Consider the following 12,557-nt stretch of genomic DNA (forward strand, 5'->3'; position numbering starts at 1 on the left):
GAAACGTTTCGTTAATAATAAAAACGATCGCCATCACAAAAAAAGCATAATCATATATTAGTCGTAGAGAAGAACATTAATTAATCCAGGGAGGGATAAGATATTCATTGTTCGATAAAATATTACGCTGGCGGGCTCTAGAGCAGACGATACTCAAAATGCGCACTTGCACCAGAACGGTGCGTCCTCGCGAAGGATGACAGGATGGCGTGTCCACAGGTTGTACTGACAAACTCGCATCCTGTCACTCTGGTTACCTTTCCGCTACCAGACGGATGAAGTCATCGTCCTCTTTCTGCGCATTTGCTGCAGGGGTCGCCTCAGCCGCTTTTTCTGGTTCATTTGCTTCACACAGACGGCGCAACAACGCATTTTGACGTTTTTGCTGGTCTAACAAGGATTCGAGCAATTCGATCTGCTCATTGGTGCGCGAGCTTGCGCGGTTGACGAAAAACCATAAAACAAGTCCAACAACCAGAACCACCACCGATACCATTAAAGACGCGAAAGTCAGCGCGCCAGAGTTCAGAACTTCGTTCATTTTACCACCTCAATGTAGACGGGGCATTTTAGCACTGCTACACAACAACTGTAACCTATATGGGGGTGGGCATTTATATGAGTACAGATTTGTACGACTGCTCTTTCAAAAATTTAAATGGCGTTGTGCCTGAGTGAGTAGAAGACGGCAAAATTCCTGCACTAAGACCGTTTATTCATCAGTTGTATTGAATGATACGCTGAAGGTGGCCGCCATCCCTGGTGCCGCCAGGTCTGTCTACTCCCACCGGGGCTCAATTATCGGCACGGCCTCATTTTTCACCACCACAGACCTGATGATACCTGATCAGTTTATTTTTCAATCTCAACAGGTATAGGGTTACAGCTCACGAGAAGGTAATCACCTATTGTAAAAATGCGGTCACCAGGGAATAAATTTATTGATGGCACAAATACCGCTGAAAAATTGTACATCCTGATCGCACATGATGTTGAACACCTGCGCCCAAAGCAGCAGGCAAACCAGCACGCCAATTATCAGGAATACCCACCGAAACTTTTTCACTCCGTTCTCCGAATCCACATCTTATGACTCTAAATTACCATGCGTTACCTAAACCGGGGCTAACTGTAGCGGCATTATGTATTTTTAGGAATGATTCACTTGTATCAGCAGATGTAGAGGCTACTCTTATTATAACGAAAAAAGAAAAAGAGGTTGTAATGCGTTTGATCATTCGCGCGATTGTCTTGCTTGCTCTGGTATGGATAGGTTTACTCCTCAGCGGTTATGGGATTTTGATTGGGAGTCAGGAGAATGCGGCGGGTCTGGGCTTGCAATGCCACTATCTGACCGCCCGGGGCACCAGCACGGCACAGTATATTCACACTAATAGCGGTATTATCGGTCTGACAGATTGCCCTGTATTACGAAAAAGTACGGTTGTGGTTGATAATAACTAAATCTGTTTGTCGAATATTTCACCAGGGCATAACCCTGTTATGCCTTATTTATTTTTTGTTCATCCAATTAAGCTTCACTAATATGTACTTCTCTACTCGTGAAAAGATCCCAGCGGTAAACGGTTACGTCATATATTAAAAGCCAGCCACCTGTCTGTGCTGTCTGGCTTTTAATATCAGGAAGCGATCGCGACTTAGAACGGGTAGTCGTTATAGCCCATTTGTTCGGAGATCTTGCGTGCCGCCGTGTGCAGCATGGCAACATACTCGTGCAAACGCTCTTCTGAGAAGCGCAGCGTCGGGAAGGAGATACTCAGACCCGCAATGACAACCCCGAAGCGATCGAATACCGGTACGCCAATACAGCGTAAACCTTCTTCCTGCTCTTCGTTATCTTCGCCATAACCCTGTTCGCGGACTTTATCCAGCAATGTCAGCAATTCATCAGTAGAAGTTATAGTACGGTCAGTGCTGCGTTTATACTCAACCCCTTCCATAATCTGTTTGACTTCATCACGATCGCGCCAGGCCAACAGCACTTTACCAATCGCGGTACTGTACAGCGGGTTACGACGTCCAACCCGCGAGTACATACGCAGATTGTACATAGAATCAATTTTGTGAATGTAAACGATACTGTCTTCGTCCAGCGCACCGAGGTGTACTGTCTCTTTCGTCAGACGCGAAAGCTCACGCATTTGAATATCAGCGCTACGGATCAGATCAACATTCTGTAACGCACGTGCGCCTAATTCGAACAGTTTCAGGGTCAGTGAATATTTTTCTGATTCGCCTTCCTGAGCCACATATCCCAGCGTCTTCATGGTCTGCAAAAAGCGATAAACGGTGCTTTTCGACATCATGACACGTTGCGACAACTCGGTAATACCAATTTCGCGCTCTTCCCCCAGCGCCTGTAAAATGCCAAACACCTTCAGCACGGAAGATACAGAATCAGGTTGTTTATCCAGATCTGCGATAGCCATTTATCACCTCATTGCGAGTGTTTTATAAAAATCAGAACAATTTTTTATTATAATTTCCCGTTACATTGCCCGCAATCCATCTTTGCTCACTTAGTGACAATTCTGCGACATAAGCCCTGAATATCAATGCTAAAATAATTACTCTGATCATAATCCCCAAAAGACTCTGAATTCATATGGAAAAATGCCAGACAGATGGATTGCCCGTTCCTCAACGGTACGGTGCCATTCTCACCATCGTTATTGGTATTTCGATGGCAGTCCTCGACGGTGCAATTGCGAACGTCGCGCTCCCAACGATAGCCACCGACCTTCAGGCTTCACCCGCCAGTTCTATCTGGGTGGTTAACGCCTACCAAATTGCCATTGTGGTGTCCCTGCTCTCTCTATCATTTTTGGGGGATATGTTTGGTTATCGACGAATATACAAATGCGGGTTAGTTATTTTCCTGCTGGCATCGCTGTTTTGTGCCTTGTCTGACTCATTGCAAATGCTGACGATGGCGCGCGTCGCCCAGGGATTTGGCGGGGCGGCGCTGATGAGTGTCAACACCGCGCTCATTCGCCTTATATTTCCCCAGCGCCAACTTGGACGGGGAATGGGCATTAACTCATTCATCGTCGCGGTATCATCAGCGGCAGGCCCCACGCTGGCTGCCGCCATCCTCTCAGTCGCGTCGTGGCAGTGGTTATTTCTGATTAACGTTCCGTTAGGCATTCTGGCATTGCTACTGGCAATGCGCTTTTTGCCGCCCAACGCCTCACGCAGTAAGAAACCGCGCTTTGACCTGCCGAGCGCCGTGATGAACGCCTTAACGTTTGGACTGCTGATCACAGCACTGAGTGGATTCGCCCAGGGGCAGTCACTCCTGTTAATCGGTGCCGAGGCAGCCATCATGCTTGTTGTCGGTTTTTTCTTTATCCGCCGCCAGCTCTCGCTTCCGGTTCCTTTACTGCCGGTAGACTTGCTGCGAATCCCACTCTTTTCCCTCTCTATTGGCACCTCGATTTGTTCATTCTGCGCGCAAATGCTCGCCCTGGTGTCCCTGCCTTTTTACCTGCAAACCGTTTTAGGCCGAAGCGAAGTGGAAACCGGCCTGTTGTTAACGCCCTGGCCGCTAGCCACCATGGTGATGGCGCCGCTTGCCGGTTACTTGATCGAAAAGGTACACGCGGGTCTGCTGGGTGCATTGGGGTTGGCGGTGATGGCGGCAGGCCTATTTTCCCTGGTATTGTTGCCGACCTCCCCCTCTGACATCAGTATTATCTGGCCGATGATCCTGTGCGGTGCCGGTTTCGGTTTATTCCAGTCGCCCAATAACCATACGATCATTACCTCAGCCCCCCGCGAACGTAGCGGCGGTGCGAGTGGGATGCTGGGAACGGCACGTTTACTGGGGCAAAGTTCGGGGGCCGCACTGGTGGCGCTTATGCTGAACCTGTTCGGCGATGGCGAAACCCACATCGCGCTGATAGTTGCCGGTATTATGGCTACGCTGGCGGCCATTGTGAGTGGTTTACGGATCACACAACCCCGGGCTGGCGCATAAAAAAGCGCGTCATCAGACGCGCTTTTTAACAGTCAGATTTTACGCAGAGCGTGTTTAGCTCCCCGGCATACTGATGTCGGTTACTTCAGATATTCGCCGCTGCGCAGCGCTTCAATACGCTTATCCAGCGGTGGGTGCGTCATGAACAATTCGCTCAGCGATTTAGACTTACCGTTGATACAGAATGCCATCATGCTGCTGGCTTCCTGCGGCTCATAGCTGGTTTTCAGACGCTGCAACGCGGCAATCATTTTTTCGCGACCGACCAGTTTCGCCGAACCGGCATCGGCATGGAATTCACGGTGACGAGAGAACCACATGGTGATAATGCTCGCCAGAATACCAAAGACCAGCTCCAGCACTGTCGCAACAGCGAAGTAGATCAACGGATTACCATTACCGCCCTCACCTTCTTCTTCACGGTTACCGCCCAAAAAGCCTGCGGCAATCTGCGCAATAATACGTGAGATAAAGATAACAAACGTGTTCACAATCCCCTGAATCAGGGTCATCGTCACCATATCACCATTCGCAATATGGCTTATCTCATGCGCAATAACGGCTTCAGCTTCGTCCGGGCTCATGTTTTGCAGCAAACCCGAGCTTACGGCGACCAAAGACGCATCACGGCGAGCACCGGTAGCAAACGCATTGATGTCTGGCGCATGGTAGATAGCCACCTGCGGCATAGCAATCCCCGCCTGGCGGGCCTGCGTCGCGACCGTATTCATCAGCCAGCGTTCTCTTTCATTACGTGGTTGCTCGATGACCTCTCCACCAACGGATTTCAGCGCCATCCATTTGGACATCAGCAGCGAAATGAAGGAACCACCAAAACCAAACAGCAGCGCCATGATCAGCAGACCTTGCACGCTGCTCGACTGTATCCCCGTCAGGCTCAGCACCAGCCCGAAAACGACCATCACGGCCAGGTTCGTCAGCAGGAAGAGCGCGATTCGCATCATAATCTTCTTTTAACCTCAACTTAACAAAACGCACTATGCGATTACCCACATCGTATGGGTCTTATCGCTATTTTCAAGCATCAATGGGCGGTAAGTCACCAGAAAGACACAACTTTACATTTGATAGCTATAGTCTGACGGCCACCCACATATGTTAAAAAAAACAGGCACAATTTCTTGTGCCTGTTCAGGTTATTGCGTGACTGCGGGTTGCTCCGCAGGCTTCTCTTTCTCAAGATGGGCCAGGTCCAGCGCTATCTTCACCGTCTCATCAAGATACGGATCGGGCTCCTGGTAATCCTTCGGCAGATCGTCCAGGTTCTTCAGCGGTGGTTTGCCTTCGCGTTTAAAGCGGTCGTTGACACGCGCCAGGCGCATTGCATCATCTTCGTTATTCTCTTTTTCACGTTGCGCAAAATTGAGAGACGCGATGTTGCGTTTATCTTTCATGGCGTTGTAACGGGCAATATCCTTCATGATGTACTGGAATTCAGGATCGCTGGCGATACGCGCAGTGTGTTCCTTGAGCAATTCCGGGCCGAATGGCGTTAAATCCTCTGACTTCACATAGGTTGCCGCATCAACACTGTCCCACGGCAACGCGTTATCTTCGAACTTCTCGCCGGTTTCAGTCTCTTCATTACCTGTCGGCATGAGGATATCCGGTGTAACACCTTTACGCTGAGTACTACCGCCATTGACACGATAGAACTTCTGGATTGTGTATTGCACCGAACCCAACGCAGGCCATTCCGGACGCAGCATCTGGTCGTAAATGCGATTCAGTGAACGGTACTGCTGCACGGTGCCTTTCCCGAAGGTGGGTTCACCCACAATCAGCGCACGCCCATAATCCTGCATTGCCGCGGCAAAAATTTCAGATGCGGATGCGCTAAAGCGGTCGACTAACACCACCAGCGGGCCTTTGTAGTAGACAACACCGTCGGTGTCGCTGTCTTCGCGAACCTTACCATTGTTGTCACGCACCTGCACAACCGGGCCAGAAGGGATAAACAAGCCAGAGAGCGAAACCGCTTCTGTCAGCGCGCCGCCGCCGTTGGTACGCAGATCGATAACGATACTGCTCACGTTCTGTTTTTCCAGTTTCTGCAGTTGAACTTTGACATCATCCGTCAGGCCAACATAGAAACCTGGAATATCCAGCACGCCCACTTTTTCTTTGCCGACGGTTTTCACCGACATCTTGACGGCACGGTCTTCAAGGCGAATACGTTCACGCGTCAGCGTCACAATTCGGGTCTTCGTGCCTTTGCCAGCAGGCAGGATTTCAAGGCGAACTTTACTGCCCTTCGGCCCTTTGATCAGCGCAACGACATCATCCAGACGCCAGCCAATCACATCCACCATGCCTTTACCGTTCTGGCCGACGCCCACAATGCGATCGCCAACGCTGATAGCTTTGCTTTTCGCTGCCGGCCCACCGGCCACCATGGAGTTGATGACCGTGTAATCATCATCCATTTGCAGCACAGCGCCAATACCTTCCAGAGACAGGCTCATTTCGGTATTAAACTGTTCGGTGTTACGCGGGGAAAGGTAATTGGTGTGTGGATCGATTTCGCGCGCGAAAGCGGTCATTGCCAGCGAGAACACGTCTTCGCTGTTGGTCTGCGCCAGACGGCGAATGGCAAATTTGTAGCGACGCGTCAGCGTCTCACGAATTTCTTTGTCGGTCTTGCCCGTTAACTTCAGGCTCAGCTCGTCAAATTTTACTTTGCCATCCCACAGCGCATTCAGTTCAGCTTCATTCTTCGGCCAGGGAGCTTTGCTGCGATCAAGGTTAAACGTATCGGTACCGGTGAAATCCATCGGACGTTCCAGTACGCTTAACGCATACTGATAACGCTCAAATCGACGTTTTTGCGCCAGATTATAGAGATCGTAGAAGACATCCAGCTTGCCCGAGCGCAGCTCATCGCCCAGCACGGTTTTCTTTTTAGCAAACTGCTCGACATCGCTCGCCAACAGCACATTGTGGCTGAAGTCGAGTAAATTCAGATAACGATCGAATATTTTCGCCGAAAACGACTGATCCAGATCGAACTGACGATAGTGGGAACGTGTGAAACGAGACGTCACACGTTCACTCACTGTCGCATGCTGTGTTTCTTCCTTCAGTACAGGAATTTGATCGGCACGCGTAATGTCGTCCACAGCAAATGACTGGCCTGCTATTGCAAGCAGGCCAGCTAACGCGGTAAGCCTAAAAAAAGTGTTCATGCCCGGCCTGGCCTCCGTTTCAGAACACCAGGTGTTCTGCGCGTACAATCAAAGACATACCCGAATTCAGCTGTACACGGACGCCATCTTTGGTGATTTCTAATACGGTGGCATCCATCGCATTATTACCTGCTTTCACCTTCAGAGACTGCCCTACCGTCAGGACTGAAATGTCAGAAACCGGGGTGTGCTGCTCTTCGCGAGGTGCACGAGGTGCTTTCGCTGCCGGTTTCTCAGCGCGAACTTTAGGTTCAGCGCCTTCTTTGCGGCGTGGTGCAGGACGCGGCTTACGTTCGCGACGCGGGGCGCCTTCTTTTTCGCCTGCAGCAGCGGCAGCTTCGCGTTTTTTCGCTTGCTGTTCTGCGCGCTGCGTCTGAACGCGAGCTTTTGCCTCTTCAAGCTGCTTACGTGCATGCTCAACGTGCTGCTCATCCAGCTCACCGCAAGGGTTGCCGTCGAGATCGACACGCGTTGCACCCGGTTTCACACCGTAGAGGTAACGCCAGCTTGAAGTGTAAAGACGTAAAGCGGAGCGAAGTTGCGTCTTGCTAAGGTTCATTTCGCCCTCAACGCGCTCTACCAGATCCTGAAAAATGCCAATTTTCAGCGGGCGCGCTTCGCCTTCCGCACTAAAACAGTGAGGAAAACGTTCGGCCAAAAATGCGATAACTTCTTTACTACTATTCAACTTAGGTTGATTTTCCATGAAATTTCCTGATTACAACGGACGTAGCCAACTAGCCGCAGGCATGAACAGGCGTCATTATAATGACGTCATCAGTAATTGCTACGTTATCCGTTGATTATCCTGCGTCGGCCGCAAAGAATTTTTTGTAATCCGTCATTGCAAGCACAGCTTCAAGCTGAGCGACAAGCTGACGCAGACCCTGTTCGTCTTCTTCAGTGAAGCGACCAAATGCCGTGCTATCAATGTCCAGCACCCCTAAAGTCCGATTCCCTACCGTCAGCGGAAGTACGATTTCGGCGTTGCTGGCAGCATCGCACGCGATATGCCCGTCAAAGGCATGAACATCTTCGATACGCTGAACGCGGTTCTGCGCGACTGCCGTGCCACAGACGCCGCGCCCAACAGGAATACGCACGCAGGCGATTTTCCCCTGGAACGGCCCTAATACAAGCGTGTCGTTTTCAAGCAGATAAAACCCCGCCCAATTCACGTCTGAAAGTCGTTCATACAACAATGCGCTTGTGTTTGCGAGCGTTGCCAGAAAACTTGTTTCACCTGCCATTAATGCCTGAAAGTCGCGATTAAGATCCGTGTATAACTCTGTTTTGTTCATTTTATAATCACTTGGTTGTCTTACTTTATATTGCAGCCTATTAAAATAAGCATTAAATGCGTTAATGCTCAAGATCATTCCCGTCATGAGTTAAGATTACATAAATCTAACACTTTGATTCGCGATACATGGCTCTTAAAACTCCACCTATCACGCCAACGAAAAAATTAGCGGTCAGATCCATCGGCGAGGCATTGCCCCGAGCACATTATCAACGCTGCCCTCAGTGCGACCTGCTGTTCAGCCTGCCCAAAATGCGCTCGTACCAGAGCGCGTATTGTCCGCGCTGTCAGGCCAAAATCCGCGACGGACGCGACTGGTCGTTGACACGACTGGCGGCAATGGCCATCACAATGCTGCTGCTGATGCCTTTTGCCTGGGGCGAACCGCTGCTGCATATCTATTTGCTCGGGGTGCGTATTGACGCCAACGTCATGCAGGGTATCTGGCAGATGACAAAACAGGGCGACCCGATAACCGGCGCGATGGTGCTCTTTTGCGTCGCTGGTGCGCCGCTGGTGCTGGTGACGTCTATCGCCTACCTGTGGTTTGGCAACATTCTGGGGATGAACCTGCGTCCGGTGCTGTTAATGCTGGAAAGGTTAAAAGAGTGGGTCATGCTCGACATCTACCTGGTCGGTATCGCGGTGGCATCGATTAAAGTGCAGGATTATGCTTTTTTGCTGCCCGGTGTCGGGCTGACGGCCTTCATCGCACTGGTTCTCCTCAGTATTCTAACCTTATCCCACCTCAATGTTGAGCAGTTATGGGAACGCTTTTACCCGCAGAAACCCGCCCGGCGCCCCGATGAAAAACTTCGCGTTTGTCTTGGCTGTCATTTTACGGGCTACCCCGATCCCCGTGGGCGTTGCCCTCGCTGTCATATCCCACTGCGGTTGCGCAGAAATCAAAGCATTCAAAAATGTTGGGCCGCGTTATTAGCCTCTATCGTCTTTTTGCTACCGGCCAACCTGATGCCCATTTCAGTCATTTATGTCAATGGCGGGCGTCAGGAAGACACTATTTTTTCAGGTATTATGTCACTGGCTAACAGCAATGTTGCGGTGGCCGCCGTGGTCTTTATCGCCAGTATTCTGGTGCCATTTACCAAAATCATTGTGATGTTTACACTGTTGACCAGTATCCATTTCAACTCTGTGCTGGGGCTGCAAACGCGTATTCGGCTTCTGCGTCTGGTCACCTGGATTGGTCGCTGGTCGATGCTGGATCTCTTTGTTATTTCATTAACGATGTCTCTGATTAATCGCGATCAGATACTGGCTTTTACTATGGGACCGGCTGCGCTCTACTTCGGTGCAGCGGTAATATTGACTATTCTTTCAGTCGAATGGCTGGATAGCCGCTTACTTTGGGATGCACATGAGTCAGGAAACGCCCGCTTCGCCGACGGAAGCGCAGATTAAAACAAAACGCCGTATTTCGCCCTTCTGGCTGCTGCCGCTCATTGCCCTGATGATCGCCGGATGGCTGGTATGGGGAAGTTATGAAGATCGCGGTAACACTGTCACCATCGATTTTATGTCGGCGGATGGCATCGTTCCTGGCCGAACCCCCGTGCGTTATCAAGGGGTTGAAGTCGGCACGGTGCAGGATATCAATCTGAGCAAAGACCTGCGCAAAATCAAAGTTCGCGTCAGTATCAAGGCCGACATGAAAGATGCACTGCGTGAAGATACGCAGTTCTGGCTGGTCACGCCTAAAGCGTCGCTGGCGGGCGTTTCCGGCCTGGACGCGCTGGTCGGCGGCAACTATATCGGCATGATGCCAGGAAAAGGTGAACCCAGCGATCACTTTGTGGCGCTGGATACACAACCGAAATATCGCCTGAACAACGGCGAGTTAATGATCCATCTTCAGGCACCGGATCTCGGTTCGCTCAACAGCGGTGCGCTGGTCTATTTTCGTAAAATTCCCGTGGGACGCGTCTATGACTACGCCATCAACCCCAACAAACAGGGGGTCACCATTGATGTGCTGATTGAACGACGCTTCACTAATCTGGTGAAAAAAGGCAGCCGTTTCTGGAATGTCTCGGGGGTGAATGCCGATATCAGTCTCAGCGGCGCAAAAGTGAAACTGGAAAGTCTGGCGGCGCTGGTGAACGGCGCTATCGCGTTTGACTCCCCGGACAACTCTCAACCCGCCGCGCAGGACGATGCTTTCGGGTTGTACCAGGATCTCGCGCACAGTCAACGTGGCGTGCTGGTAAAACTTGAGTTGCCCAGCGGCGACGGTCTGAAGGCCGGTTCGACGCCGCTGATGTATCAGGGGCTGGAAGTGGGTCAGTTAACCAAACTGCATCTCAACCCTGAGGGTAAAGTGACCGGTGAAATGACGGTGGATCCTGGCGTTGTGACGCTGCTGCGCGATTCGACACGCATCGAGTTACGTAACCCGAAACTCTCGCTCAGCGATGCCAACCTCAGTGCGTTACTCACCGGAAAAACCTTCGAACTGGTGCCCGGTGAAGGCGAGCCGCGTAGCGCGTTTGTGGTGGTGCCGGGCGAACAAGCCCTGCTTCATGAGCAAAATGTGCTGACCTTTACCCTCACCGCACCGGAAAGCTACGGCATTGATGCCGGACAGCCGCTTATTCTGCATGGGGTACAGGTGGGTCAGGTCATTGAGCGTAAACTCACCAGTAAAGGCGTTACCTTTATTGTCGCTATCGATCCACAACATCGCTCTTTGGTTCAGGGCGACAGCAAATTCGTGGTCAATAGCCGCGTCGATGTCAAAGTCGGTCTGGACGGCATTGAGTTTCTCGGCGCCAGCGCCAGTGAATGGATAAGCGGCGGCATTCGTATTTTGCCCGGCACCAAAGGCGAAATGAAGGAGAGTTATCCGCTGTTCGCTAATCTGGAAAAAGCCGTCGAAAATAGCCTGAGCGACTTGCCGACAACCACCGTCAGCCTCAGCGCTGAAACACTCCCGGATGTACAGGCTGGCTCCGTCGTGCTGTACCGTAAATTTGACGTGGGTGAAGTGATCACCGTGCGTCCGCGCGCCAATGCCTTTGACATTGATCTGCATATTAAACCTGAATACCGCAATTTGCTGACCAGCAACAGCGTGTTCTGGGCCGAGGGCGGCGCGAAAGTTCAGCTCAATGGCAGCGGCCTTACCGTGCAAGCCTCCCCGCTCTCCCGTGCGCTAAAAGGAGCTATCAGCTTCGATAACTTGAGCGGCGCCAGCGCCAGCCAGCGTAAAGGCGACAAACGGATCCTGTATGCGTCGGAAACCGCAGCTCGCGCGGTCGGCGGCCAAATCACCTTACACGCCTTCGACGCGGGAAAACTCGCCGCCGGTATGCCGATTCGTTACCTCGGCATCGACATAGGACAGATTCAGACGCTGGAGTTAATTACTGCGCGCAATGAAGTTCAGGCCAAAGCGGTACTCTACCCAGAGTACGTGCAAACCTTCGCCCGGGGCGGCACCCGTTTCTCGGTGATCACCCCGCAAATCTCTGCCGCGGGCGTCGAGCATCTGGATACGATTTTGCAGCCTTACATCAACGTTGAACCGGGACGCGGCAACCCACGTCGCGAATTCGAGCTACAGGAAACCACCATTACGGATTCTCGTTATCTTGATGGCCTGAGCATCGTGGTTGAAGCCCCTGAAGCCGGTTCGCTGAACATCGGTACGCCGGTTCTGTTCCGGGGGATTGAAGTGGGTACGGTGACGGGAATGACCTTAGGAACACTGTCTGACCGCGTGATGATTGCTATGCGCATCAGCCAGCGTTATCAGCACCTCGTGCGCAACAACTCCGTGTTCTGGCTGGCGTCCGGCTACAGCCTCGATTTTGGTCTGACCGGCGGGGTCGTGAAAACAGGCACCTTCAATCAGTTCGTTCGTGGCGGTATCGCGTTCGCCACCCCGCCAGGCACGCCGCTGGCGCCTAAAGCACAGGCAGGCAAACACTTCCTGCTGCTGGAAGTCGAGCCCAAAGAGTGGCGCGAATGGGGAACCGCGCTCCCGCGTTAACCGCAGAGCTCCGGCGTGCCCGCGCCGGAGCGTTTG

Annotated in this window: 11 protein-coding genes; 4 read left to right on the forward strand and 7 right to left on the reverse strand. The window is 51.7% G+C overall.

Annotation, left to right across the window (positions count from 1 at the left end; genetic code table 11):
* Positions 1-253: 253 nt before the first annotated feature.
* The gene (locus tag ACO7SM_RS12985; protein WP_490467887.1) at positions 254-541 is read right to left on the reverse strand and encodes a YebO family protein; all 288 of its coding nucleotides are present in this window, start codon (positions 539-541) and stop codon (positions 254-256) included.
* Between the two features lie 381 nt (positions 542-922).
* The gene (gene mgrB / locus ACO7SM_RS12990) at positions 923-1,066 is read right to left on the reverse strand and encodes a PhoP/PhoQ regulatory lipoprotein MgrB (protein WP_162379727.1); all 144 of its coding nucleotides are present in this window, start codon (positions 1,064-1,066) and stop codon (positions 923-925) included.
* A gap of 158 nt (positions 1,067-1,224) precedes the next feature.
* Here mgrB and ACO7SM_RS12995 point away from each other — a divergent pair, with 158 nt between their 5' ends.
* On the forward strand, positions 1,225-1,464 hold the full coding sequence (locus tag ACO7SM_RS12995; protein ID WP_203358115.1) for a YobH family protein: 240 nt from the start codon (positions 1,225-1,227) through the stop codon (positions 1,462-1,464).
* Between the two features lie 194 nt (positions 1,465-1,658).
* Here the strand turns inward: ACO7SM_RS12995 and kdgR are convergent, their stop codons facing one another.
* Entirely contained in the window at positions 1,659-2,450 is a 792-nt protein-coding gene (gene kdgR / locus ACO7SM_RS13000; protein WP_490467888.1) for a DNA-binding transcriptional regulator KdgR, read from the reverse strand.
* A 176-nt stretch (positions 2,451-2,626) separates the two neighbouring features.
* Here kdgR and ACO7SM_RS13005 point away from each other — a divergent pair, with 176 nt between their 5' ends.
* Entirely contained in the window at positions 2,627-4,000 is a 1,374-nt protein-coding gene (locus ACO7SM_RS13005) for an MFS transporter (protein ID WP_490467889.1), read from the forward strand.
* An 80-nt stretch (positions 4,001-4,080) separates the two neighbouring features.
* Here ACO7SM_RS13005 and htpX read toward each other — a convergent pair whose 3' ends face one another.
* The 4 genes from htpX to ACO7SM_RS13025 all read right to left on the reverse strand — a co-directional run bounded on the left by htpX (position 4,081) and on the right by ACO7SM_RS13025 (position 8,507).
* Positions 4,081-4,965 carry a protease HtpX gene (htpX, locus tag ACO7SM_RS13010; RefSeq protein WP_192611924.1) on the reverse strand — a complete coding sequence of 295 codons (885 nt, stop codon included), beginning with the start codon at positions 4,963-4,965 and terminating at the stop codon, positions 4,081-4,083.
* A gap of 192 nt (positions 4,966-5,157) precedes the next feature.
* Positions 5,158-7,206 (reverse strand): carboxy terminal-processing peptidase, encoded by a 2,049-nt coding sequence (prc, locus tag ACO7SM_RS13015; protein WP_490467890.1) that lies wholly within the window; start codon positions 7,204-7,206, stop codon positions 5,158-5,160.
* A gap of 19 nt (positions 7,207-7,225) precedes the next feature.
* A complete protein-coding gene (gene proQ / locus ACO7SM_RS13020) occupies positions 7,226-7,912 on the reverse strand; it encodes an RNA chaperone ProQ (protein ID WP_490467891.1) in 687 nt (228 codons plus the stop codon).
* 97 nt (positions 7,913-8,009) lie between these two features.
* Positions 8,010-8,507 carry a GAF domain-containing protein gene (locus ACO7SM_RS13025; RefSeq protein ID WP_490470946.1) on the reverse strand — a complete coding sequence of 166 codons (498 nt, stop codon included), beginning with the start codon at positions 8,505-8,507 and terminating at the stop codon, positions 8,010-8,012.
* 128 nt (positions 8,508-8,635) lie between these two features.
* Between ACO7SM_RS13025 and yebS the strand changes: the two genes are divergently transcribed.
* Positions 8,636-9,931 (forward strand): membrane integrity lipid transport subunit YebS, encoded by a 1,296-nt coding sequence (gene yebS / locus ACO7SM_RS13030; RefSeq protein WP_490467892.1) that lies wholly within the window; start codon positions 8,636-8,638, stop codon positions 9,929-9,931.
* Positions 9,888-12,521 (forward strand): PqiB family protein, encoded by a 2,634-nt coding sequence (locus tag ACO7SM_RS13035; protein WP_490467893.1) that lies wholly within the window; start codon positions 9,888-9,890, stop codon positions 12,519-12,521. Before yebS ends, ACO7SM_RS13035 begins: the two co-directional genes overlap by 44 nt.
* Positions 12,522-12,557: the final 36 nt, after the last annotated feature.

It is taken from the genome of Citrobacter sp. LJND-P06 (assembly GCF_058188415.1).

Bases quoted from the DNA above. Each gene is read 5' to 3' on its own strand.
- ACO7SM_RS12985 (WP_490467887.1), bottom strand. From the start codon at position 541: ATGAACGAAGTTCTGAACTCTGGCGCGCTGACTTTCGCGTCTTTAATG.
- ACO7SM_RS12995 (WP_203358115.1), top strand. From the start codon at position 1,225: ATGCGTTTGATCATTCGCGCGATTGTCTTGCTTGCTCTGGTATGGATA.
- kdgR (WP_490467888.1), bottom strand. From the start codon at position 2,450: ATGGCTATCGCAGATCTGGATAAACAACCTGATTCTGTATCTTCCGTG.
- ACO7SM_RS13005 (WP_490467889.1), top strand. From the start codon at position 2,627: ATGGAAAAATGCCAGACAGATGGATTGCCCGTTCCTCAACGGTACGGT.
- htpX (WP_192611924.1), bottom strand. From the start codon at position 4,965: ATGATGCGAATCGCGCTCTTCCTGCTGACGAACCTGGCCGTGATGGTC.
- prc (WP_490467890.1), bottom strand. From the start codon at position 7,206: ATGAACACTTTTTTTAGGCTTACCGCGTTAGCTGGCCTGCTTGCAATA.
- proQ (WP_490467891.1), bottom strand. From the start codon at position 7,912: ATGGAAAATCAACCTAAGTTGAATAGTAGTAAAGAAGTTATCGCATTT.
- ACO7SM_RS13025 (WP_490470946.1), bottom strand. From the start codon at position 8,507: ATGAACAAAACAGAGTTATACACGGATCTTAATCGCGACTTTCAGGCA.
- yebS (WP_490467892.1), top strand. From the start codon at position 8,636: ATGGCTCTTAAAACTCCACCTATCACGCCAACGAAAAAATTAGCGGTC.
- ACO7SM_RS13035 (WP_490467893.1), top strand. From the start codon at position 9,888: ATGAGTCAGGAAACGCCCGCTTCGCCGACGGAAGCGCAGATTAAAACA.